18 protein-coding genes, 5 tRNA genes, 1 pseudogene and 1 riboswitch are annotated in these 21,860 nt (G+C 54.4%); of the genes and pseudogenes, 17 read left to right on the forward strand and 7 right to left on the reverse strand.

Annotation, left to right across the window (positions count from 1 at the left end; genetic code table 11):
- The first annotated feature begins 52 nt into the window (after nucleotides 1–52).
- The 3 genes from astB (at nucleotide 53) to astE (ending at nucleotide 2,786) form a co-directional block, all read left to right on the forward strand.
- The gene (gene astB, locus TU86_RS06520; protein ID WP_048363482.1) at nucleotides 53–1,399 is read left to right on the forward strand and encodes an N-succinylarginine dihydrolase; all 1,347 of its coding nucleotides are present in this window, start codon (nucleotides 53–55) and stop codon (nucleotides 1,397–1,399) included.
- A 63-nt stretch (nucleotides 1,400–1,462) separates the two neighbouring features.
- Nucleotides 1,463–1,750 carry a hypothetical protein gene (locus tag TU86_RS06525; RefSeq protein WP_048363695.1) on the forward strand — a complete coding sequence of 96 codons (288 nt, stop codon included), beginning with the start codon at nucleotides 1,463–1,465 and terminating at the stop codon, nucleotides 1,748–1,750.
- 13 nt (nucleotides 1,751–1,763) lie between these two features.
- A complete protein-coding gene (gene astE / locus TU86_RS06530) occupies nucleotides 1,764–2,786 on the forward strand; it encodes a succinylglutamate desuccinylase (RefSeq protein ID WP_048363483.1) in 1,023 nt (340 codons plus the stop codon).
- On the opposite strand, the gene TU86_RS06535 is transcribed toward astE, so the two are convergent.
- Together TU86_RS06535 and TU86_RS06540 are read right to left on the reverse strand one after the other, a co-directional pair.
- Complete coding sequence (locus TU86_RS06535) at nucleotides 2,771–4,135, reverse strand: M91 family zinc metallopeptidase (RefSeq protein WP_053075987.1); 1,365 nt, start codon at nucleotides 4,133–4,135, stop codon at nucleotides 2,771–2,773. The two genes, astE and TU86_RS06535, sit on opposite strands and share 16 nt — an antisense overlap.
- A gap of 291 nt (nucleotides 4,136–4,426) precedes the next feature.
- Nucleotides 4,427–4,939, reverse strand: a complete 513-nt coding sequence (locus tag TU86_RS06540; protein WP_048363484.1) for a 6,7-dimethyl-8-ribityllumazine synthase — start codon at nucleotides 4,937–4,939, stop codon at nucleotides 4,427–4,429.
- Between the two features lie 129 nt (nucleotides 4,940–5,068).
- Nucleotides 5,069–5,239: riboswitch (FMN riboswitch) on the reverse strand.
- 214 nt (nucleotides 5,240–5,453) lie between these two features.
- Between TU86_RS06540 and ltaE the strand changes: the two genes are divergently transcribed.
- The 9 genes from ltaE (at nucleotide 5,454) to mgtE (ending at nucleotide 13,521) form a co-directional block, all read left to right on the forward strand.
- On the forward strand, nucleotides 5,454–6,458 hold the full coding sequence (ltaE, locus tag TU86_RS06550; protein ID WP_048363486.1) for a low-specificity L-threonine aldolase: 1,005 nt from the start codon (nucleotides 5,454–5,456) through the stop codon (nucleotides 6,456–6,458).
- A 146-nt stretch (nucleotides 6,459–6,604) separates the two neighbouring features.
- Nucleotides 6,605–9,223: an alanine--tRNA ligase gene (gene alaS / locus TU86_RS06555; protein WP_048363487.1), complete on the forward strand. Its 2,619-nt coding sequence runs from the start codon at nucleotides 6,605–6,607 to the stop codon at nucleotides 9,221–9,223.
- A gap of 83 nt (nucleotides 9,224–9,306) precedes the next feature.
- Nucleotides 9,307–10,542, forward strand: a complete 1,236-nt coding sequence (locus TU86_RS06560; protein ID WP_048363488.1) for an aspartate kinase — start codon at nucleotides 9,307–9,309, stop codon at nucleotides 10,540–10,542.
- Nucleotides 10,543–10,729: 187 nt separating this feature from the next.
- Nucleotides 10,730–10,918, forward strand: a complete 189-nt coding sequence (gene csrA, locus TU86_RS06565) for a carbon storage regulator CsrA (RefSeq protein WP_003175645.1) — start codon at nucleotides 10,730–10,732, stop codon at nucleotides 10,916–10,918.
- A 61-nt stretch (nucleotides 10,919–10,979) separates the two neighbouring features.
- A tRNA-Ser gene (locus TU86_RS06570) sits at nucleotides 10,980–11,070 on the forward strand.
- A 107-nt stretch (nucleotides 11,071–11,177) separates the two neighbouring features.
- A tRNA-Arg gene (locus tag TU86_RS06575) sits at nucleotides 11,178–11,254 on the forward strand.
- A 69-nt stretch (nucleotides 11,255–11,323) separates the two neighbouring features.
- A tRNA-Arg gene (locus TU86_RS06580) sits at nucleotides 11,324–11,400 on the forward strand.
- A gap of 70 nt (nucleotides 11,401–11,470) precedes the next feature.
- Nucleotides 11,471–11,547: transfer RNA gene (locus TU86_RS06585), tRNA-Arg, on the forward strand.
- Between the two features lie 531 nt (nucleotides 11,548–12,078).
- Complete coding sequence (mgtE, locus tag TU86_RS06590) at nucleotides 12,079–13,521, forward strand: magnesium transporter (RefSeq protein WP_048363489.1); 1,443 nt, start codon at nucleotides 12,079–12,081, stop codon at nucleotides 13,519–13,521.
- A gap of 125 nt (nucleotides 13,522–13,646) precedes the next feature.
- On the opposite strand, the gene TU86_RS06595 is transcribed toward mgtE, so the two are convergent.
- The gene (locus tag TU86_RS06595) at nucleotides 13,647–13,973 is read right to left on the reverse strand and encodes an Arc family DNA-binding protein (protein ID WP_048363490.1); all 327 of its coding nucleotides are present in this window, start codon (nucleotides 13,971–13,973) and stop codon (nucleotides 13,647–13,649) included.
- A gap of 365 nt (nucleotides 13,974–14,338) precedes the next feature.
- On the opposite strand from TU86_RS06595, the gene phnN reads away from it, so the two are divergent.
- Nucleotides 14,339–14,917 (forward strand): phosphonate metabolism protein/1,5-bisphosphokinase (PRPP-forming) PhnN, encoded by a 579-nt coding sequence (gene phnN, locus TU86_RS06600; RefSeq protein ID WP_048363491.1) that lies wholly within the window; start codon nucleotides 14,339–14,341, stop codon nucleotides 14,915–14,917.
- Here phnN and TU86_RS06605 read toward each other — a convergent pair.
- Both TU86_RS06605 and TU86_RS06610 read right to left on the reverse strand, forming a co-directional pair.
- Nucleotides 14,909–15,088 (reverse strand): PA3371 family protein, encoded by a 180-nt coding sequence (locus TU86_RS06605; protein ID WP_048363492.1) that lies wholly within the window; start codon nucleotides 15,086–15,088, stop codon nucleotides 14,909–14,911. The two genes, phnN and TU86_RS06605, sit on opposite strands and share 9 nt — an antisense overlap.
- An 18-nt stretch (nucleotides 15,089–15,106) precedes the next feature.
- Nucleotides 15,107–15,343: a hypothetical protein gene (locus TU86_RS06610; RefSeq protein WP_048363697.1), complete on the reverse strand. Its 237-nt coding sequence runs from the start codon at nucleotides 15,341–15,343 to the stop codon at nucleotides 15,107–15,109.
- Nucleotides 15,344–15,735: 392 nt separating this feature from the next.
- Here TU86_RS06610 and TU86_RS06615 point away from each other — a divergent pair.
- Nucleotides 15,736–15,812, forward strand: a tRNA-Arg gene (locus tag TU86_RS06615).
- 160 nt (nucleotides 15,813–15,972) lie between these two features.
- Entirely contained in the window at nucleotides 15,973–16,872 is a 900-nt protein-coding gene (locus TU86_RS06620; protein ID WP_048363698.1) for an FRG domain-containing protein, read from the forward strand.
- On the opposite strand, the gene TU86_RS06625 is transcribed toward TU86_RS06620, so the two are convergent.
- The gene (locus TU86_RS06625; protein WP_048363493.1) at nucleotides 16,858–17,484 is read right to left on the reverse strand and encodes a recombinase family protein; all 627 of its coding nucleotides are present in this window, start codon (nucleotides 17,482–17,484) and stop codon (nucleotides 16,858–16,860) included. The genes TU86_RS06620 and TU86_RS06625 overlap by 15 nt on opposite strands.
- A 1,221-nt stretch (nucleotides 17,485–18,705) precedes the next feature.
- Between TU86_RS06625 and TU86_RS06630 the strand changes: the two genes are divergently transcribed.
- Nucleotides 18,706–19,917: an SIR2 family protein gene (locus tag TU86_RS06630; protein ID WP_048363494.1), complete on the forward strand. Its 1,212-nt coding sequence runs from the start codon at nucleotides 18,706–18,708 to the stop codon at nucleotides 19,915–19,917.
- 388 nt (nucleotides 19,918–20,305) lie between these two features.
- Nucleotides 20,306–21,229, forward strand: coding sequence for a DUF2971 domain-containing protein (locus TU86_RS06635; RefSeq protein ID WP_239658769.1), 924 nt, complete (start codon nucleotides 20,306–20,308; stop codon nucleotides 21,227–21,229).
- A gap of 236 nt (nucleotides 21,230–21,465) precedes the next feature.
- Here the strand turns inward: TU86_RS06635 and TU86_RS23125 are convergent.
- Nucleotides 21,466–21,656: pseudogene (locus tag TU86_RS23125) on the reverse strand (DMT family transporter); the annotation flags it as partial.
- Nucleotides 21,657–21,860: the final 204 nt, after the last annotated feature.

Consider the following 21,860-nt stretch of genomic DNA (forward strand, 5'->3'; position numbering starts at 1 on the left):
ACGGGGCTTGTGTGATTGATGCCTATAACAACCGTTTGCCGGAGCCTCGTTGATGAAGTCCTTTGAAGTCAATTTTGACGGTTTAGTGGGGCCGACCCATAACTACGGCGGTTTGTCGTTCGGCAACGTCGCCTCCCAGAGCAACAGCCAGCAGGCTTCCAACCCTAAGGAAGCGGCGCTCCAAGGCCTGGAAAAAATGAAAGCGCTGATGGACATGGGGTTTGTCCAGGGGGTACTGGCACCCCAAGAACGCCCGGACGTGAGTGCCTTGCGCCGTTTGGGTTTCAGTGGCTCGGACGCACACGTCATTCAACAGGCTGCCAAAGAGGCGATGCCGTTGCTGGTCGCCAGTTGCTCGGCGTCGAGCATGTGGGTGGCCAATGCTGCCACCGTCAGCCCGAGCGCTGACACTCAAGATGGCCGTGTGCATTTCACCGCGGCCAACCTCAATTGCAAATTTCACCGCAGCATCGAGCACCCGACCACCAGCCGTGTGCTGAGCGCGATGTTTGCTGATCAGCAGCACTTTGCGCATCACGCCGCATTGCCAGCGGTTGCTCAATTTGGTGACGAAGGCGCGGCTAACCACACGCGCTTTTGCCGTGATTACGGTGAGGCGGGCGTTGAGTTTTTTGTTTTCGGGCGCAGCGCGTTCGACAGCCGTTACCCGGCGCCGCAACAATACCCGGCGCGCCAGACCCTCGAAGCGTCGCAAGCGGTCGCCCGCCTTCACGGTTTGAGCGAGGCGGGTGTGGTGTTTGCGCAGCAAAATCCGGCGGTCATTGACCAGGGTGTGTTCCATAACGACGTGATTGCGGTAGGTAATGGCGAACTGCTGTTCCATCATCAGGATGCATTCCTGAACACCGATCAGATGCTGGCTGAATTACACGCCAAGTTGCGCGCGCGCGGGGGTAATTTCCAGTCCATTAGTGTGCCGCGAGATCAAGTGGCGGTCGAAGACGCCGTGCGCTCGTACCTGTTCAACAGTCAGCTGCTCAGCCGTGCTGACGGCTCGATGCTGCTGATCGTGCCAGAAGAATGCCGCGCCAACCCCCGTGTCTGGCAGTACCTGCAAGGCTTGACGGCAGCGGGCGGTCCTATCCGCGAGATCAAGGTGTTTGATCTTAAACAAAGCATGCAGAACGGTGGTGGCCCGGCCTGCCTGCGGCTGCGCGTCGCACTGAAAGAAACTGAACTGGCGGCGGTCAATCCGGGGGTTATCATGACGCCTGCGTTGTATGACACGCTCACCCAGTGGGTGAACACGCACTACCGCGACGCGCTGCGCGAAAGCGACCTGGCTGACCCGCAGTTGCTGCTTGAATGCCGGACGGCACTGGATGAACTGACACAAATCCTTAAACTGGGCGCGGTTTACCCTTTCCAGATCAATTGAACACCGGCATGCGGGTTTTAATTCGCCTGCACTGCCACTTCACTTTCCAATGAGTACGAAATGATGAGCGATTCCCTGCAACTGATTCTTGAAGACACCGACGGCAAGCAACTGCAAACCTCCTGCACCCGCGTTGCGGTCATGTGGCAGGGTAAAGAGCTGTGGATTCAACAAGACGGTCGTGGCCAATTGTTGATTGGTGTCGACGTAGAAGAAGGCGACGCCGAATACGCTAACCTGCTGCTGCGTCCTTTGGCGACTAACCTTGTAAGCCTGCAACTGGAAATGGAACCGGCTGACCTGGGCGATGACGAAGATGGTCACGTACACGGTCCAGACTGCAATCACTGATTAAGGATGCACTATGCTCGCCCTCGGCAAACTGCTTGAACTGACACTGGCTGGTCGCGAACCGGCGCAGAAAATTCAACTGACCGCCGATGGCGTGCGATTGCGCTGGCTAAGTGAAGGCGCACTGGAAGTCACGCCGGCGCAAGGGCAGGACGATGGCCTGGACTTGTTATTGTCGGCGGGTATCCACGGTAACGAAACAGCGCCGATCGAGTTGCTTGATCGCCTGTTGCAGGGCATTGCACGCGCAGAAGTAAAGCCGCGTGCACGTATTCTTTTCTTGTTCGGTAATCCGGGTGCAATGCGTACCGGGGCGCGTTTTGTCGAAGAAGACCTCAATCGACTGTTTAACGGTCGGCATGAAAGCAGCAGTGGCCCTGAAGCCCTGCGTGCCTGTGAGCTGGAGCATCTGGCGCAGGCGTTTTTCAATGCGCCGGATCGCACGCGGCTGCATTACGATCTGCACACGGCGATCCGCGGCTCGAAAATAGAGCAATTCGCGCTTTATCCGTATAAAGCGGGTCGCGTTCATTCGCGTCGAGAGCTGGCGCGGCTGTACGCAGCTGGCATGGAAGCGGTCTTGTTGCAAAACAAGCCGTCGATTGTGTTCAGTGCTTACACCTATGACCAGTTGGGGGCCGAAGCATTTACCCTTGAGTTGGGCAAAGCGCGTCCGTTTGGGCAAAACGCAGGCGTGAATGTTGAGCGCCTTGAACTGCGCTTGAAGCACATCATTGAAAGCACTGAACCCTCATTGGAAGATGCCTCTCTGGAAGGTTTGCAGTTGTTCAGCGTGGCCCGTGAAGTGATCAAACACAGTGAGGCCTTTATCCTGCACCTGCCGGCCGATGTCGAAAACTTCTCTGAACTCAGCAAGGGCTATCTGCTGGCCGAAGATGCAGGTAAAACGCGTTGGACGATCGAGGAGAAGGGCGCGCGGATTATCTTTCCCAATCCCAAGGTCAAGAATGGGTTGCGCGCCGGGATGATTATCGAGCCTGCCACCTTGAACGGTATCGATCAGTCCTCTGAGTAACGAATGTAGGTTTTGCGCAAGGGCAACCCGAGTTCTTCACGCATGCCGTTCTCACTGTAGGGTTTGGGGTTGGTCGTGAGGGGCGGCGTGGCAGGATCCTTATCAAAGTCAAAAGGCTTTACGGCACAAGGCAGTCCCACGGCTTGCAATTCAATGTTATTGACTTGCGGGGCTTGTTTGACGCCACTGTGCCCGTCTGGGCTGGCGCCTAAAAACTGCGTGCCCGTCACAAAGTTATAGGCGTGGCACAGTTCATGGTAGAGCGCGGTGAGCGGTATTGCGTGTGGCGTTGAAAATGTTGGGTTGTAATAAACCGTACCGCCGAAATCCGGGAGGCCTGCTTGCCCCACCTGAATGTAAGACCTTCCGTCGCCCAGGTTGGGTATGTAAAGGCCATTGTTCACATGCTTGAGCTCGGCGATGGTGATGGGTTTTTGGCTTTTATGAATACTTTTGCTCAGCTCGGCTATTAATTTTTGCCCATTGGCAGACCCGAGCAGCAACTTCAAATCATCCTGAACACGCTCAATAAACGTTTCGCTACCTTGAATAATCAAGCCTGACTCAGACAGAGGGCTTGAGCTGACTGTCATCACGTACGTGTTGGCGAGAGCGGGCGATTTTGTAGTTGTCCAGCGACCATCGATTATTTCGTCCGTTATGTAATGGGGGGTGCCTTCGGCGAAAATCGTGTCGCTATCCTTGATCCCGTCGAGGACGTTTTCCCCCTTGCCCGTGTAAATAACGTTAGACCCGGAACCCGCGGTGAGTACATCGTCGCCATCATTGCCATATAAGATGTTGTGGCCCTGGCCGCCGACCACGACGTCGTCGCCTTCACCCGCATTGACAAATGATGTACCGGCTCCGCCGCGAAAGGAATCTGTGCCTTTGCCCAGATAAGCCACCGTCGAACTTGCGCCGGTGGCATTCACAATGTCATCGCCGTCTCCGGTATTAACATAGTTGTCTCCTGCTCCTGTCATCACGATGTCATTGCCGTCGCCGGTCAGTACAGTTGTGTGTTGAGCGTTGGTGACCACGGTGTCATTGCCCACACCGGTTTCAATATGAAACGGGTTTTTAAAGGTGTCGGCGATATACACCGTGTCGTTACCATAACGGGTATGAAGTTCGATGATCTGTTTGGTGCTGGCAGGCTTGACTCGATACCGCTCTTTATTGAGGTCAATCAGCAGTGTGTTGTTGCTGCCTTTGCTCACGAAGATGGAGGCCTGTGGCGATAATGCAGCGAAAACCAGTCGATCAATGGGGGTGGGGTACAAAACACCCTCTGTGACGTAACGGACTATGGTGGCGTTGTCGCCGATATGAAGAATGCTGCTCACGGTGGTTTCCGAGATATTGGGCAGCGGTCTGGATACAACGGTTTCGGTTCGGTCCGGTGGGGCTGTGGCGCCACCGTCAAAGTAAAACTCATGGAGGGCAGGCGTAGGGCCTGATGTTGCAGAGGGCGGTAGAGGGCACATAAGTCAGGTTCCGAAGCGTTATGTTCAAGGGTAAAGGGGGCTTGCCCCGTTACAGGCCATTGAAACGCGTCGAGCGCTTGGCTGTGCTTTAGATAGTTATCGCGTGACTCTCGACTGACCTGATGGCCAGGCCAGCCGAGAGGTCAGGTGTTACACGGCGCGCTTTTGCTGGGAATCCATGCGCTTGATGGCACGAATTTTATGCAGCGTATCGACGCAGGTTTTTGCCGCTTCTTCGCCTTTGTGTACGAAGTGGTCGAAGAAGAACTTCTGGTGCTCTTCACCGGCGTGGAAGTGGTGCGGTGTCAGGCTGACCGAGAATACGGGTACTTCGGTTTCCAGCTGAACTTGCATCAGGCCGCTGACCACCGATTGGGCAACGAAGTCGTGGCGGTAGATACCGCCATCCACCACCAGTGCCGCGCCGACGATACCGGCATAACGGCCCGTCTTGGCCAGCAGCTTGGCGTGCAGCGGGATTTCAAACGCGCCGCCGACTTCAAAGAAGTCGATATCGCTTTCCTGATAGCCCTGCACCAGCATTTCGGCCAAAAAGCCCTTACGGCTCTGATCGACAATCTCTTTGTGCCAGGCGGCCTGGATAAATGCGACGCGCTCGTTGTGGTGATTTTTGCTTTTGCTGTCGATTGCGGTGGGTTGCATGTTCTGACTCCTGTTTGTGTGAAAAACAGGGCATATGAATCGAATGGGATTTAAGGGTGCGTTCAGACAGGTGGTGCGTGCGCAAGCGCATCGACACCCCCCGTCTGATTGACGGCCCTTTGGCGCCAATCCCGTTCTCTCTTCATCCGGACTATGACCGTCGGCCCCGGGATCACACCGGGTCTGCTGACCTTGCCAAGTCGTCTGCCGAAGCCTTCGAACCTGCCAAGCGCTCGCGGGCTATGCGCATTGCGCGCAATTACCGCCGGTGGGGAATTGCACCCCGCCCTGAGAACGTTGCCACCAGCCTTTCTGGCGGCGGGCATTTTGTACCACATCTGTTTGAAGGATGCATGGCTGCTTTTGGCTACTAGCTATCAACCATTCAGATGGTTTTATCGGTTATTTGTGACGCAATCGCTTGATTAATGCCGGCTGAACCCGCAGTAATCGTGTTCGACAGGGATTTCCCCGATTAGCATCTGATGCTCATCTCACATGGCCGAGGCTTGCAATGACTGTTATCGATCTTCGTAGCGACACCGTGACCCAACCCAGCACTGGTATGCGCGAGGCCATGGCTGCCGCGCGCCTGGGCGATGATGTGTATGGCGAAGATCCAACGGTCAACAAGCTTGAGGCCGAAATGGCCCAGCGTCTGGGGTTTGCCGGGGCACTGTTTGTGCCCAGCGGTACGATGAGTAATTTGCTGGCGCTGATGGCGCATTGCGGGCGAGGCGATGAATACATCGTGGGTCAGCAAGCGCACACCTACAAATATGAAGGCGGCGGGGCTGCCGTGCTGGGGTCGATCCAGCCGCAACCGCTGGAAGTGCAGGCAGATGGTTCGCTGGACCTGAATCAGGTGGCTTGCGCGATCAAGCCTGACGACTTTCATTTCGCCCGTACGCGGTTGCTGGCACTGGAAAACACCATGCAGGGCAGGGTGTTGCCGCTGGCGTATGTGGCGGCGGCCAGTCGTTTGACCCGCGAGAATGGCCTGGCGTTGCACCTGGATGGCGCGCGGCTGTACAACGCGGCCGTCAAGCTGGGTGTGGACGCAGGTGATATTACCCGTCACTTCGACTCGGTTTCGGTGTGTTTGTCCAAAGGGCTGGGCGCCCCGGTGGGGTCGGTGCTGTGCGGCACGGCGGACCTGATCGCCAAGGCCCGGCGCTTGCGCAAAATGGTCGGCGGCGGGATGCGTCAGGCGGGTCAGTTAGCTGCCGCCGGGTTATATGCGCTGGATCATCAGGTCCAGCGCCTGGCAGACGACCACGCCAACGCCGCGTATCTGGCTGAAGGCTTGCGCGCGTGTGGTTATGAGGTCGAGCCTGTGCAGACGAACATGGTGTACGCACAATTGGGTGATCGTGCAGAGGCGCTCAAGGCCTTTGCCGCTGAGCGCGGGATCACCTTGAGTGCTGCCCCGCGCTTGCGAATGGTGACGCACATGGATGTCAGCCGCAGTCAGATTGAGCAGGTGGTCACGGTTTTTAATGAATTTAACCGCCAATGAGCGCGTAAGCCGTCCAATTGCATGTGCCTATCGTATAAACACGCTGTACCCAAGGCGCTGGGCCGATATAATGCGGCCCTTTGCGAGTCGCACTGTCGAGCGACATGATTGACTTGCCTCTGGCCTCAGCCTCCGTGGAAGAACCTATGAAAAGCGCAGAAATCCGTGAAGCCTTCCTTCGCTTCTTCGAGGAGCAAGGTCACACCCGTGTCCCTTCCAGCTCCTTGGTGCCGAATAACGACCCGACCCTGCTGTTCACTAACGCGGGGATGAATCAGTTCAAGGACTGCTTTCTGGGTCAGGAAAAACGTGCCTATACCCGTGCAACCAGCAGCCAGAAGTGCGTGCGTGCCGGCGGCAAGAACAGCGACCTGGAAAACGTCGGTTACACCGCACGTCACCACACCTTCTTTGAAATGCTCGGCAACTTCAGCTTTGGCGATTACTTCAAGAAAGACGCGATCAATTTCGCCTGGACCTTCCTCACGGGCGTACTCAAGCTGCCTAAAGACAAACTTTGGGTGACTGTTTACGCCAGCGATGATGAAGCCTATGACATCTGGACCCAAGACGTCGGCGTTCCCGCTGAGCGCATGATCCGCATTGGCGACAACAAAGGTGCGCCGTACGCTTCGGACAACTTCTGGACCATGGGCGATACCGGCCCGTGTGGCCCGTGCACCGAGATTTTCTACGATCACGGCCCGGATATCTGGGGTGGCCCGCCGGGCTCGCCGGATGAAGACGGCGACCGTTACATCGAAATCTGGAACAACGTATTCATGCAGTTCAACCGCACCGCCGATGGCGTGTTGCATCCGTTGCCAGCGCCGTCGGTCGACACCGGCATGGGCCTGGAGCGGATCAGTGCGGTGATGCAACACGTTAACTCCAACTACGACATCGACTTGTTCCAGAGCCTGTTGAAAGCGGCGGCCGAGGCCATCGGCTGCGCCAACGAAGGCCAGGCGTCGCTCAAGGTCGTGGCTGACCACATCCGCTCGTGCAGCTTTTTGATCGCTGATGGCGTATTGCCGTCCAACGAAGGTCGCGGTTATGTACTGCGCCGTATCATTCGTCGCGCGTGCCGTCACGGCAACAAGCTGGGTGCAACCGGCAACTTCTTTTACAAGATCGTTGCGGCACTGGTGGCTGAAATGGGCGAAGGCTTCCCGGAGCTGGTGCGCGAGCAAGCCAACATTGAGCGCGTGCTCAAGGCTGAAGAAGAGCAGTTTTCCAAGACGCTGGAGCAAGGCCTCAAGATCCTCGAACAGGACCTGGCTGATCTGAAGGGCACCGTGGTGCCGGGTGACGTGGTGTTCAAACTCTACGACACTTACGGCTTTCCGATGGACCTGACGGCCGACATCGCCCGGGAGCGTAACCTGACCGTTGACGAGGCTGGCTTCGAGCGCGAAATGGAAGCCCAGCGCGTACGTGCGCGTTCGGCCAGCTCGTTTGGCCTGGATTACAACACGCTGGTCAAAGTTGACGTGCCCACCGAGTTCATCGGTTATAACGCCACGCAGGCGTCAGCCAAGATCATTGCGCTCTATAAAGAAGGCAAATCGGTTGAGTTCCTGAATGAAGGCGACGAAGGTGTGGTCATTCTTGATCAAACACCTTTTTACGCAGAATCAGGCGGCCAGGTGGGCGACTGCGGGTACCTGCAAGCAGGTGCTGCACGCTTTGATGTGCGCGACACCACCAAGACCGGCGGCGCGTTCTTGCACCACGGCGTGGTAGCGACAGGCAGCCTGAAAGTGGGCGAGAGCGTTGATACCCAGGTGGATGCCGATGTACGTCACGCAACCGCGCTGAATCACTCGGCGACGCACTTGTTGCATGCCGCGTTGCGTAACGTGCTGGGCGAACACGTACAGCAGAAAGGTTCGTTGGTTGACAGTCAGCGCATGCGTTTTGACTTCAGTCACTTCGAAGCGATCAAGCCTGAGCAAATCAAGGCGCTGGAAGACATCGTCAACGCCGAGATTCGCAAGAACACCCCGGTTGAAACCGAAGAGACCGATATCGAAACCGCCAAGCAAAAAGGCGCGATGGCGCTGTTTGGCGAGAAGTACGGCGATAACGTGCGCGTATTGAGCATGGGTGGTGATTTCTCGGTGGAGCTGTGCGGCGGTATTCATGCCAAGCGCACCGGCGACATCGGCCTGATGAAAATCACCAGCGAAAGCGGTGTGGCGTCGGGTATTCGTCGTATTGAAGCGGTGACGGGCGCTGCCGCACTGGCTTACTTGAATGCTGCTGAAGAGCAGCTCAAGGAAGCAGCAAGCCTGATCAAGGGCTCACGCGAAAACCTGGTCGACAAACTGTCGGCTGTGCTGGAGCGTAACCGTCAGTTGGAAAAACAACTGGAACAATTGCAGGCCAAGGCCGCAAGCGCTGCCGGTGACGATCTGTCGTCGTCGGCCGTGGACATCAAAGGCGTGAACGTCTTGACCGCTCGCCTGGACGGTCAAGATGGCAAGGCGCTATTGGCGCTGGTAGATCAGCTGAAGAACAAGCTCGGCCGTGCAGTGATCCTGCTGGGTGGGGTTTATGAAGACAAGGTTGTACTGGTTGCAGGCGTAACCAAAGACCTGACTGGCCAACTCAAAGCCGGTGATTTGATGAAGCAGGCTGCTGCGGCAGTGGGCGGGAAGGGCGGTGGTCGCCCGGACATGGCGCAAGGTGGCGGTGTGGATGCCGCAGCCCTGGACGCCGCGCTGGCCCTGACTGTGCCATTTGTCGAGCAGGGTATCTGAGGTCCAGAGCGCGCTGTCGTCTAGTGGCAGCGCGTGGTTTGAATGATAAATGGGCGCCCTTTAGGGGCTGAGGCTGCTTTGAAATGGCTTTGATCGTACAGAAATTCGGAGGCACCTCGGTCGGCACTGTCGAACGAATCGAGCAGGTCGCCGATAAAGTTAAGAAGTTCCGTGACGCCGGGCATGACCTGGTGATTGTGTTGTCGGCGATGAGCGGCGAAACCAATCGTCTGATCGAGCTGGCCAAACAGATCAGCGATCAGCCGTTGCCGCGTGAACTGGATGTGATTGTCTCCACCGGCGAGCAGGTGACGATTGGCCTGCTGGCGATGGCGCTGAACAAGCGCGGCGTCCCGGCGGTGTCCTATACCGGCAGTCAGGTGCGTATTCTCACAGACAGTTCGCACACTAAAGCCCGCATCCTGAAAATTGACGATCAGAAGATTCGTGCAGACCTCAAGGCTGGACGTGTGGTTGTGGTTGCAGGTTTTCAGGGCGTAGACGAGCAGGGCAACATTACGACGTTGGGCCGTGGCGGCTCTGACACGACGGGTGTGGCCTTGGCGGCTGCATTGAAGGCGGATGAGTGCCAGATCTACACCGACGTCGATGGCGTCTACACCACCGACCCTCGGGTTGTGGCGCAGGCTCAGCGACTGGAAAAGATCACCTTTGAAGAAATGCTGGAAATGGCCAGCCTGGGTTCCAAGGTGTTGCAGATCCGTGCGGTTGAGTTCGCTGGCAAGTACAACGTCCCGCTGCGCGTCTTGCACAGCTTCAAGGAGGGTCCAGGCACCCTCATTACTATTGATGAAGAGGAATCCATGGAACAGCCGATCATTTCTGGTATCGCGTTCAATCGCGACGAAGCCAAGCTGACCATCCGTGGCGTGCCAGACACCCCGGGCGTGGCGTTCAAGATTTTGGGGCCGATCAGTGCGGCCAACATCGAAGTCGATATGATCGTGCAAAACGTGGCGCACGATAACACCACCGATTTCACCTTCACCGTGCACCGTAACGATTACAGTGCAGCCCAAACGGTGCTGGAGAACACGGCGCGCGAGATCGGCGCACGTGAAGTGGTCGGCGATACCAAGATTGCCAAGGTTTCTATCGTGGGTGTGGGCATGCGCTCTCACGCCGGTGTGGCCAGTCGCATGTTTGAATCGTTGGCCAAAGAGAACATCAACATCCTGATGATCTCGACCTCTGAGATCAAAGTCTCGGTGGTGATCGAAGAGAAGTACTTGGAGTTGGCTGTGCGCTCGCTGCACACGGCGTTTGAATTGGATGCACCTGCCCGACAGGGTGAGTGACGCATTACCCGGAGGGCGCGGTTGAACCGCGCCCTTTGTTTTTTTGATGAATGTGAACGAAGGCCTCTTGTTTCGTCATGTTGGTCAATACTTAAGGAGCGTCGGGCTATAGCTGTTTAGCTAGTAGGCCGAAGCCCTTTTTTTTTGCAGACTGTTGTCCCTGAATGAAAAGCGTGAGGAGAAACGTATGCTGATTCTGACTCGCCGTTGCGCAGAAAGCCTGATCATAGGCGATGGTGAAATTACTGTGACCGTGCTCGGCGTCAAAGGAAACCAAGTGCGAATCGGTGTTAACGCCCCCAAGGAAGTGGCCGTGCACCGGGAGGAAATCTACCTTCGGATCAAGAAAGAAAAGGACGAAGAACCAAGTCTTTAATTTTATTTAAGTTTTTGGTTGCATACGGGGAAAAGGCTGGTTATTATACGCCCCGTGTTGCGGAGAGGTGGCCGAGTGGCCGAAGGCGCTCCCCTGCTAAGGGAGTACATCTCAAAAGGGTGTCGGGGGTTCGAATCCCCCCTTCTCCGCCATTATTCATGTAGCACGTTCGAATCTAGCCAGTTCAGTAAGTTATTGAATTTATTGAAAAAAACACTTGGCAGAGAGATTCAACGGTCTATAATACGCAGCTTCAAATGCACTCGTAGCTCAGCTGGATAGAGTACTCGGCTACGAACCGAGCGGTCACAGGTTCGAATCCTGTCGAGTGCACCATTTAAGAGTTAGTTGCTCCGGTAGTTAACTTGGCTTCAACCAGGGTGGTCTGGTTTAACAAACACACTTGCACTCGTAGCTCAGCTGGATAGAGTACTCGGCTACGAACCGAGCGGTCACAGGTTCGAATCCTGTCGAGTGCACCATTTAAGAGTTAGTTGCTTCGGCAGTTAACTTGGCTTCAACCAGGGTGGTCTGGTTTAACAAACACAACTTGCACTCGTAGCTCAGCTGGATAGAGTACTCGGCTACGAACCGAGCGGTCACAGGTTCGAATCCTGTCGAGTGCACCAAACACCAAGAAGCCCGCCTTTAAAGCGGGCTTTTTGCTGTCTGTGATTTGAGTGAAGTTGCGCCGACACACAGTGCGTTACTGTCATGCGCCAGACTTGTCGCCGCTTCACTGCGCCACGCAGGAATTAACTGGCGTGCAAATGGTCTATGTCAGGTGTTATGCAGAACCTGATGCAGGTTGCGATCATTTCAGTCCTCGCAAAAAACTCAACCCTCGGCAATCGTCACGACAGGCCGTGTCGCCGCGTTAATTTTTTTACACAAAGACTGTGCTCCGGGCCGATCATCTGGCGTCGCAGAGTCATCGCGTGAACAAAGTTCGGTGATGCTGCGCAAGCATTTGTTATCCCCGAGATTTTTAGCGTCATTAATGTTTTAAGCCGTGTATGATTGCGCCCGTCAGCCCCGCCGGGGCTTGTGGAATACCTCCATGGACTTACCCAGTAGTAACTCAGCATCCCGTTTTACCAATCATGAATTGACTGATTGATCCTTCCGGCGTGCCCTGCTGCTGGGAGTGGAGTTCGCCTATGACCGAAGTTGAAGTAAAAAAAACACAAGAAAGCCTGCAAAGCCGCCTGGCTCAAGTAATTGAGCTGCTGAATCGCCAACGTGTGGTCGAAGACCTGACACATCGTCAGGAGGGCCATCACTCTGATCGGGTCGAGAACCTGGTCCATCGGCAAAACCTTGTAGAACTCCAGCGCAAGCTTGAGGACCTGCACTCCGCAGACGTTGCCTACATCCTTGAAGCGTTACCCCTCGATGACCGTCTGACGGTCTGGCAGTTGGTCAAGGCTGATCGCGATGGCGACATCCTGCTCGAAGTCTCCGACTCTGTACGTGAAACCCTGATCGCCGACATGGACGATCACGAGCTCCTGGCAGCGGCCAAGGAGATGGATGCCGATGAACTCGCTGACTTGGCCCCCGAGCTGCCGCGAGACGTCGTCCATGAGCTGATGGAAACCCTCGATGGCCAGCAGCGTGAGCGTGTGCGCTCCGCGCTGTCCTATAACGAGGATCAAGTCGGTGCCTTGATGGATTTCGAGATGGTGACCATTCGTGAGGATGTCAGCCTTGAAGTCGTCCTGCGTTATCTGCGCCGTCTCAAAGAGCTGCCGGGCCATACCGACAAATTGTTCGTGGTCGATTATGACGGCGCGTTGAAAGGCGTGTTGCCGATCAAGCGTTTGCTGGTCAACGACCCTGAAAAACAAGTGTCGGAAGTCATGGCCAATGATCCGGTGAGTTTTCACCCGGATGAAGACGCTTACGATGCGGCTCAGGCATTTGAGCGTTATGACCTGATTTCGGCCCCGGTGGTCGACAAAAACGGCAAGCTCATCGGCCGTCTGACCATTGACGAAATGGTTGATTTGATCCGTGAAGAAAGCGAGACCGAAGTCCTTAACATGGCGGGTCTGCGCGAAGAAGAAGATATTTTTGCTTCGGTCTGGAAGTCCTTGCGCAACCGTTGGGCCTGGCTGGCCGTTAACTTGGTGACGGCATTTATCGCGTCGCGGGTAATCGGTTTGTTTGAAGGCTCGATTGAAAAGCTGGTAGCGCTCGCGGCCTTGATGCCAATTGTGGCCGGCATCGGCGGCAACTCTGGCAACCAGACCATCACCATGATTGTGCGGGCGATGGCGCTGGACCAGGTCAACACGGGCAGTACCTCGCGGTTGATGCGCAAGGAGCTGGCAGTTGGCTTGATCAACGGCCTGGTGTGGGGTGGGGTGATTGGCGTAGTGGCGTATTTGCTGTACGGCAGTTGGTCGCTGGGTGTGGTCATGACCGCCGCGATGACGCTTAACCTGCTATTGGCTGCCCTGATGGGCGTGTTGATCCCCATGACCCTGGCCCGCTTGGGTCGCGACCCGGCGATGGGGGCCAGCGTGATGATTACCGCCATGACCGACAGTGGCGGATTCTTCATCTTCTTGGGGCTGGCCACGATCTTCCTGCTCTGACCCTTAACGGCTTGATCTGGCACTGTCTGATCAAGCCGTTTTTGCTTGTGATGCGTCTTGAGGCGGGCAGAGCGCCCACAAAAAAAACCAGCACAAGGCTGGCTTTTTTGGGCGCTGGTTTTAACTCAAGAAGCGTCGGATGCCATTTCAGCATCGTGTGCAATCAATGAAACCAAAGCGTTTTGCTGGCGATGAGACAGCTGGCGGAAGCGTTGCAACAGCTCGCGTTCATGCATGGACAGCTCGGGGCTGTCCAGGCGCAGCGCAGGCTCGTCGCCCAATGCGCCTTCCTGGATAAGGCTTTGTTCCAGGCGGGCAATGATTTCTGAGTTCATGCTGCGGTGATGGTTGCGGGCCACCTCGGCAATGCGTTCGCGCATTCCGTCTGGCAGGCGCACTACGAACTTGTCAGCCGTGCGGCTGGAATAAATTGCCTGTTTCAATGGGCGCATATAGTTAACCGGTTAGTTCAGGGGAGCGGTTCTCGGAATTGGCCGCAGGATGTTTTTAAGACCGTCCTTAAAGCCAAATGTTCAACCTGAATTGCTAAGAGGCAGGGATCATGCCTCAAATTAGCCACTTCCCTGGCGTCAATTCTGTGACAAATATTGAACCGGATACAGGCTTTTTGCCAGCAACGATTATCAGAAATGAGCATTGGGTTTGATAGCACTTTGCCCACCCGTTCATCTGAAACACATCATATAAGCTGTTTTCAGCGCTTTTATACCTTGAAAGCCCGATTCAGGCCCGCATCTGCACACAGCACAATCCAGCGCATTGCGTGGCAATAGCTCAGTACCGAGAGGATCCATTCATGTCAGGCACATTGATCTATTTGATGGGGCCGTCGGGGTCGGGTAAAGACAGCCTGATCAACGCCGCGCGCCCGTATTTGGCAGGGCGCGGTTGTGACGTGATGCGGCGTGTAATAACCCGTTCGGCTGAATCCGTTGGGGAGGAGGCGGTGGGCGTTTCGCCAAAGGCGTTCGAGTCGCTCAAGCAGCAAGGCGCTTTTGCCCTGCACTGGCAGGCCAATGGCCTTGAGTACGGCATTCCTGTGCAGCTTGATGAATGCCTCGATAGCGGGCGGCATGCGCTGGTCAATGGCTCGCGCGGCTATTTACAGCAGGCGCGGGCGCGTTATCCGGATTTGCTGGCCATTGTCTTACGGGTTGATAGCGAGGTGTTGCAAGGGCGCTTGCTCAAGCGCGGTAGGGAAACGCCGTCTGAGATCAGTGCGCGACTTAAACGCAATGAATTGTTTCTGGATTCTCTGGCGACATTGAGCACCGAACAGGTCCATGTGTTGGACAACTCAGCAGCGTTGTCCGTGGGGGTGCAAGGCTTGTTGAGCTTGATCGATAACGCCCTCGCGTATTCTGCGTCAGCGTAACAGCGGGTCAAACTTGATTCGGCGACCGACCAGCAGGGCAATCAGCCAGGCGATAAAGAACGTTCCGGCAGCAATCAAAGGCAGATCACCCAGATCACCGTATGGCATAAAAATATCCAGGGCCAGACTGGACAGTGCCAGCATTAGAAAGCCGAATGCGAATTTGGACATGATTCTAAAAAGCTCTCTTCAAAATACCCAGTGCTCGCTTTGAACCGTTTGCTGTTGCGCTGCGCTGTCAGAGGTCAGGCGCGATGCGCCACTCTTGCCCTGAATCATCACTGCCAGCTGTGGTAACGGTTTGAGCGGTTTATAGGTGTCAGCCAGGTTCACGCCCGATTCAACTGACGCCTGGTCGGGTTGGAACTGGAAAATGACCAAAATGGCCAGCGCGAGTGCATTTAACAGGATCAAAGTGCTGTTCATGGCGGTCATCTCTGAGGGCATGGACTTAATACACTTGTCATTGCAGCCTTCGTGCCAACGCAGGATACCTATAAAACCCTTTTAAATCAGTCATTTGCTGATGATTTTAAACGACCTAGAGTTGCAAATTGCAAGGACATGATTTGCGGGTCATGCAATATGCACGATGCTAGAGGTCGTTGAAGGGTCGTGTAGCTGCTGATGCGCTCCTGGGAGGGCTGAGGTCGGCGTTGCAAGGCCATCTGTCGCAATGGGCGCAATCTCCTTCATTGAGGCATCGTACTAGTAAGTACTTACAGCCAAAAAGCCAACGGACGACATGACAAAACCCTGCATCGCCGTTACCATGCTCGCCGTCCTGCACGCCACGCCTTGCGTGGTGCGCGTGAATTGTCTCAGTAGCTCAATTGGATAGAGCATCCCCCTCCTAAGGGGAAGGTTGGCCGTTCGAACCGGCCCTGGGACACCATATAATTCAAGGTCTACAGCAGTTTCTGATTTCTCCGCTTATGTCTCATGGGTGCAGGGTGGGTGCAGTAGGAATGCTTCAGGCAACAAAAAGCCCCGCTTGGGTTCTACCTAGTGGGGCTTTTTTATGCGAAAAGGAAAGTCTCGATAGGGATGCCAATATGACGAGAAAGTACGCTCCATTCAGTGAGCGCAGATATGAGACCGCCGAGGAGCTTTGGCTTGCTCTCTCTCCGACCTCGAAACTCACCGAGGGGCCAGAAAACTTTATCTATCGAGGTCAAGGTGATGCGAGTTGGCCACTTGTACCGTCCATCCTTCGGCCGAGGAAACAGCCGCCGATCGTTTCCTATGACGAAATGGTCGATGCGAGCGAAATGGTTTTCCATGAGCTACTAATTTTGAGCGGGTTTGCAGCTCACTGCGACACCATTGGCATCGCCATCCCTAATGATTCTCAGGGCTTTCGCGCTTATGCAATCAACACTCAGACGGCTGATCAATACTACAAAGATCCGTCGCTTTGGCCAAACAGCCACGTGTTGGACTTGATGGCAATGGCGCAGCACCACGGGGTGCCTACGCGCTTGCTTGATTGGACAACTAAGCCATTCACCGCCCTTTACTTCGCAGCCAGCTCGGCCATTGCTGACTACGCAAATTGGGTAGGCGAGAAGCGTTTAGCAATTTGGGCCATAAATCGTGAACAGTTGGGCCTTCATCAACAGGTAACCCTCCATAGCTCACCAGGGTCGATAAGCAAGCACCTGGCCGCGCAGGGAGGACTATTCACTGTTCATCCGCACTCGGGGTTCCGCTCCGGCCAGTTTTTTGTGCAGGGCCTAGAGGAATACTTCGAGGATATCCCTCCATCAATGATCAAGTTGACCTTGCCGGTTTTTGAGGCCGTCAGGCTATTGCGGCTCTGCTGCAAGGCCGGATTCAGCGGAGCCAATGTTTACCCTACTCCAGACGGTGCCGGGAGAGCGGTTTTAGACGATTTAAATTGCGAAGGTGCCCGGAGGTTCTGGAATCGCACTGAAATCTTAGTGAGATATTGATAAGTCACTGTCCCTTATCCTGAGTACGGTCGTCGTCGAGCAATTTGCGTGGCGTGCCGTTGCGCGAATGCCAATACCAGCGCTAAGGAGCTCCTTAACTCGCCTATGCAGATCGGCGTCTACCGGCCGCCCCTGGTACTTACCAGCGGCCTTGGCCTTCTCGATACCCTGGGCTTGTCGATCGCGGCGCTGCTCGTAATCCTTTCGGGCAATGGCGGCCATCATTTCCACCAGCATTGAGTTGATGGCCCCCAGCATCCGCCCGGTGAACTCGTCGCCCTTGGTGTCCTGCATTCCCTGGTGGCTGGTCGGCAGGTCGAGCGCGACGATGCGCAGGCCCTTGGAGTCGATAGCGGCCTTCAGCTTTTGCCAATCCTCCACCGGCAAGCGGGAGAGACGGTCTATCGACTCCACCAGCAACACGTCACCCTTGCGGGCATCCTTCAGCAGGCGCAGCAGTTCGGGCCGGTCGGCGGTGGCGCCGCTGGCGTTCTCCAGGTACACGCTTGCTATGACCTTGTTATGGTCGCTGGCGAACTGCTCGAGCGAAGCCCGGGCACGGCCAGCGTCTTGTTCTTCGGTGGAGGCTCGGAGGTATGCGCGGATGAACATGATGGGTGCCTGTATCAGTTAGGGCGTTCTACTAATAATGTTGCACTATGGGTGTTACTTATCAAGCGAAAAGCACGGAAAAGGTAAAATAAGCCTGTATCTGGATAGGCATATTCGGGTGTAACATCTGAGATGCTGTAACACCCACTTCTACATCACGGCAGAGAACGTGTAACGAATAAAAATCCTTTATATTCAATCAGTTATGTTTTTTGTAACGTATGTAACACCGGTAACACGACTTGTAAGTCCAGTCCCCTTGCCCCTCTTACAGAGGTTCCTACAGCGAGAGTGACCTCCCTCCTGGTTGCAGCATTGAATACCTGACTGTGTTAGCCGGATCCTATTAGGCACCGATGTTGCTATCGGCCTGTACGACGCTTTGTCGCTAAGTGTTTGGGCATGTGCGATGTCCTGCCCTCAGGAATTGGGCAGGCGTGATGCGCTGAGTCCATGTCACACGTGGTCCGTAGTGCGACGTTCCAAATGGTGCACCGAAAAGTCGCCGGGGACCCTGACGACATCCTAGCGACACGGGGCATTAAACCCGCGGGATCGTGGTAGCGGCAACCACACCAGCTTACTGAAATTTCAATGTTGAAATTGAAAGGATCTTGAAGAAAAAAGGGCATCGTTACCGTATTGGTAACGGTGCTCGCAGATGGCTGAAAGGGTAGGGCATATGCACAGGTGAACAGGAGTTCACCAGGTTCACCTGTTCACTAAGCTGGGTGCCCATCCGCTAATACGATCAGGCGGGTTTCCTACCCCGTACCTTCAAGAGTGCTCCAGGGTCCCCACTACCGAACCAAAGCTAAGAGCATGGCCCACATCGCTTCGCTGGAGGAGCGATACTAATGGGGCTAGGGGGATGGATACCCTAATAAAACCGTGTTACGGGTGTTACGCGTGTTACGTAATTATATAGGTGTATGATTTTAAAGGGTTTTTTTTGCGTTACACAGCTGTGGCTGATTTGCCGATATGCGTGTTACATGGCAAATAGGTGTTACATCAATGAACGCCTTGGGAGGAGCTGTTTGTGATGATTACGGTGTTTGTCATCGAAATAGGGGCTTTCGCTTAGAAGGCTCGCTACCGGCCAAAAGCCGCCATTCGACCGAGCATGAATTGATATATCTTCAGTACCGGACTCTGCGACACGTGCAGCCATACCTGCTGAACAAGCTGGCGAAAACTACCTACGCGTAAGAGATATCAATGACAACGTTTTGGAAAAAAAGAATTCTAGTTCTTGTCGGCGCCGGGGCCTCTGTCGATTTCGGTATTCCTCAGACCAGAGACTTTACAGCAGCTCTCGAAAACGAGCTTAGGAACAACCAATATTGCGTCAAAACGGGGGGATTGAAGGCCTACGAATGGGTGAAAAGTACGCTTGAGGAGTATTACGGTGCAGAGCCGTGGGAGGCTCATTTTGAGCGCGTTTACCATTCGCTCCACGAGTTGGCAGCGATGAACCACATCGATGGAGCCGTGCCGAAGTACAAGCCTGTCCTCTACCCCTTTTTGAGACCGCAGCACGACCATACAAACGAGGCCCTACGAGCTGCAGCTAACGCGATGCTGGAGGCCATTTACAAAATCGCGTCTACATCATCCAACACTCCAAAGCTCAGTCTGGCACCACTCAGCGCCTTTATTGAAGGACTAAAGAATCACGGGGTGCCCAGGATATACACGACAAACTACGACGATTTTTTCTCGCAGGCTTGTCCAGGATTGTTCACCGGATTCACAAATAAAAGGGACGAATACAGCCTCTTCAGCCCAAAGGACTATTGGGAGCAGTGGGATACATCTGGGCTTTTCCATCTTCACGGTTCAGTTCACTTTGGTTTCCCCCTGAGCATCAAGCGAGATCCTGACGTTGGAATAGGTGATCTAGGATGGTACGAAAGCAAGGAGGAGGCGATAAGGCACGCGCGTGGCGGCGGGTCAGGTAGTTCACGCTTGGATGGCACACAACTGGAAAGAAGCGCGATCATCACCGGTTTAGATAAGCTCGGCCGACTGCAGCAAGCGCCCTATCTCTCCTATTACGGCGGGTTAACGCGTGAAGCCATTGAGGCTGATCTAATAATTGTGTTGGGGAGCGGGTTAGGAGATCTACACCTCAACTCTTGCCTCTTACAGGCGCGAAGAACTCACCCACCAACCCCAATTGTTTACGTAGGTTGGTGGAAGGGTGGGGATCTGCGGGAAGCTTTGAGGGGCGAGATAACTGACCAGACAATAGCTATGGTCCATGACCTGCGAATCGATATTGGTAGTAGAGACAAGATGCGGTTCGAGGCCTATCCAGGCTGGACGATCAACGGCGATACCAAGGCAGCGGTTTATGCGAAGGGTTTCTACGACTTCCTTGAGAACCCGGCGACGTTTGCCCAAGTACTAAAAGAGATTCAGGCCTGACAGCCTGAGCCTCTCCATCGCTCATTCGTCTCTATAGGGGACTTGCTATCGTCGGATTAGCATATACCGCTATGTTCGACAGGCTAGTGAGCACAACGCAGCGAATACCTTTAAGGTCCTGCGCTGAATGGAGGCTTGCGTATGGACGTGCATGATGGCACATTGGCATCGTTAGTGCATCTCCAAGCCGTTCATGAAATTTTGTAAAACGTGGAGCCCTGCCGATAGCAGCCCAACCACATTCCATTAAGTCACGCATAGAACCATGGCCGCTGAGTGAAGGCATGGTTTACGCTTTCGCAACCGGTACCCTCCAGTGGAATCTAACACTAAAACTACCCCGCCAAAAACGCTCTATCGATACCGTCCGCTAGGAAATTCAGATCTCGTGAAACGAGAGCTCGATGCGATCCTTAATAGCTATCTATACGCACCGCGTTTTGAGCAAATGAATGATCCAATGGAAGCAATGTTCGAGCTCTCCTTTGATGATTTATATACTGCTTTACTACCAAAAGAAATTTTCGAGACTGGTAGAAAAGTTATCAAAGCTGCAGCAGAGACAGCAAAAAAATCAGGATTGATCTCGATGTCGGCTACCCATTTGGACTATCCGTTATGGGCATATTACGCTAGCAATTTTGAAGGCATGTGCCTGGAGTTCGACACTCAGGAATTGGCAATTGCTGATCTGCACCAACATTTATTGGTACCTGTTGTCTACGATTCCGTGGCTCCTGAACCAGTATCATTTGGACTACTTGCTATTTCTCAACCAATGGAAGTTGTTAACAAAAGGTTAATGCAAAAGCGACAGGAGTGGCAACATGAGAAAGAGTGGAGGTATCTCGGGGGCAAAGAGGGGCGTCAGCATTATACCGATCTAGCGTTGAAACGAATTTACCTAGGCCCACGCATTGCATTAAAGACCAAGAAAAATATTCTTTACAAGATGAAAGGTCGCCCAGTCGAAATCTACGAAGGATCCGTGCACGGGTATGACGTTAAGTTCAACTGCATCCAGAAGGGTATATCCCGAGAGGAGTGCAAGCGAACCGGGGCAGGCAGCTTCGACAGGAACTTGATAACGTCCAACAATAAAGAATTACACGCTGTTTTAGGCGAAAGTCTTGACCATCTTGAGCAAACAATTAATGGGCTTTGCTCTCATCCGAATCTAGAGCGTATAGATGGTGTTTGCACGAGCAATAATGAAACCCTCATTCGCATAACTGCCACATACCGCTTAAAAGACGGGTGTGACATTTCGCGCAACCATTGGTTTGATGCACATATGAAGCGAATGCCATAGTTTCATGTGCGGTTAAATCGCTAGTCCCAGAGTGTTGGCACTGATGTCGAATTGATCCAGTTGCCTAGGGGCCTCTAACCAAGACTTGAATCGCCACCGGTTTCGTAGACACATTCGGAAGGCTGCTTCTGGCCGTTTTCTGCCCCTCGCGATAGGCAGAAAACGGCCATAAGCGGTCGGTCGTTCAGAACACTTAAAAATCGCTGAGTGCTAAAATAATCGGGATCCGAAATAGCTCACTCGGTCGAAGGGACGGATGTTTTGCTGCCCAAGCGTATGAGTTCATTAGAGAAACACAGACCGCTATGATCAGTGCTGCTCCCGCATAGAGGCTTTCGCGTGGTACTTCATTGAGTGCCACAAACGCCAGCAGCGTGGCGAACAGTGGCTCGGTCAATTCCAGCGCTTGATGCAAACTGGTCTTCAACGATGTAGATGAGGTCTAACATTGGTTAACGCACTTTGTAGGCCAAACGCTTGGTTACCAAGCCTTAATTTTGTGATCGCTTCCTATGTTGGAAGCGAATTTTGACCCTACTGTGTCGGCCTTGCTCGGCGAATCTTAATGGTTGACACCCTCTGTAACTGGCGGGCGCGGTTATGGAACTCTGAGGCAGAGTGAGATTACCTT

Origin of the sequence: Pseudomonas weihenstephanensis, from assembly GCF_001043055.1 — a bacterium.
GTDB lineage: Bacteria > Pseudomonadota > Gammaproteobacteria > Pseudomonadales > Pseudomonadaceae > Aquipseudomonas > Aquipseudomonas weihenstephanensis.

Coding starts and splice junctions, on each gene's coding strand:
- astB (WP_048363482.1), top strand. CDS start 53: ATGAAGTCCTTTGAAGTCAATTTTGACGGTTTAGTGGGGCCGACCCAT.
- TU86_RS06625 (WP_048363493.1), bottom strand. CDS start 17,484: ATGTTCATCCGCGCATACCTCCGAGCCTCCACCGAAGAACAAGACGCT.
- phnN (WP_048363491.1), top strand. CDS start 14,339: ATGTCAGGCACATTGATCTATTTGATGGGGCCGTCGGGGTCGGGTAAA.
- TU86_RS06605 (WP_048363492.1), bottom strand. CDS start 15,088: ATGTCCAAATTCGCATTCGGCTTTCTAATGCTGGCACTGTCCAGTCTG.
- alaS (WP_048363487.1), top strand. CDS start 6,605: ATGAAAAGCGCAGAAATCCGTGAAGCCTTCCTTCGCTTCTTCGAGGAG.
- TU86_RS06525 (WP_048363695.1), top strand. CDS start 1,463: ATGAGCGATTCCCTGCAACTGATTCTTGAAGACACCGACGGCAAGCAA.
- TU86_RS06560 (WP_048363488.1), top strand. CDS start 9,307: ATGGCTTTGATCGTACAGAAATTCGGAGGCACCTCGGTCGGCACTGTC.
- TU86_RS06610 (WP_048363697.1), bottom strand. CDS start 15,343: ATGAACAGCACTTTGATCCTGTTAAATGCACTCGCGCTGGCCATTTTG.
- TU86_RS06595 (WP_048363490.1), bottom strand. CDS start 13,973: ATGCGCCCATTGAAACAGGCAATTTATTCCAGCCGCACGGCTGACAAG.
- astE (WP_048363483.1), top strand. CDS start 1,764: ATGCTCGCCCTCGGCAAACTGCTTGAACTGACACTGGCTGGTCGCGAA.
- TU86_RS06620 (WP_048363698.1), top strand. CDS start 15,973: ATGACGAGAAAGTACGCTCCATTCAGTGAGCGCAGATATGAGACCGCC.
- csrA (WP_003175645.1), top strand. CDS start 10,730: ATGCTGATTCTGACTCGCCGTTGCGCAGAAAGCCTGATCATAGGCGAT.
- TU86_RS06540 (WP_048363484.1), bottom strand. CDS start 4,939: ATGCAACCCACCGCAATCGACAGCAAAAGCAAAAATCACCACAACGAG.
- ltaE (WP_048363486.1), top strand. CDS start 5,454: ATGACTGTTATCGATCTTCGTAGCGACACCGTGACCCAACCCAGCACT.
- mgtE (WP_048363489.1), top strand. CDS start 12,079: ATGACCGAAGTTGAAGTAAAAAAAACACAAGAAAGCCTGCAAAGCCGC.
- TU86_RS06630 (WP_048363494.1), top strand. CDS start 18,706: ATGACAACGTTTTGGAAAAAAAGAATTCTAGTTCTTGTCGGCGCCGGG.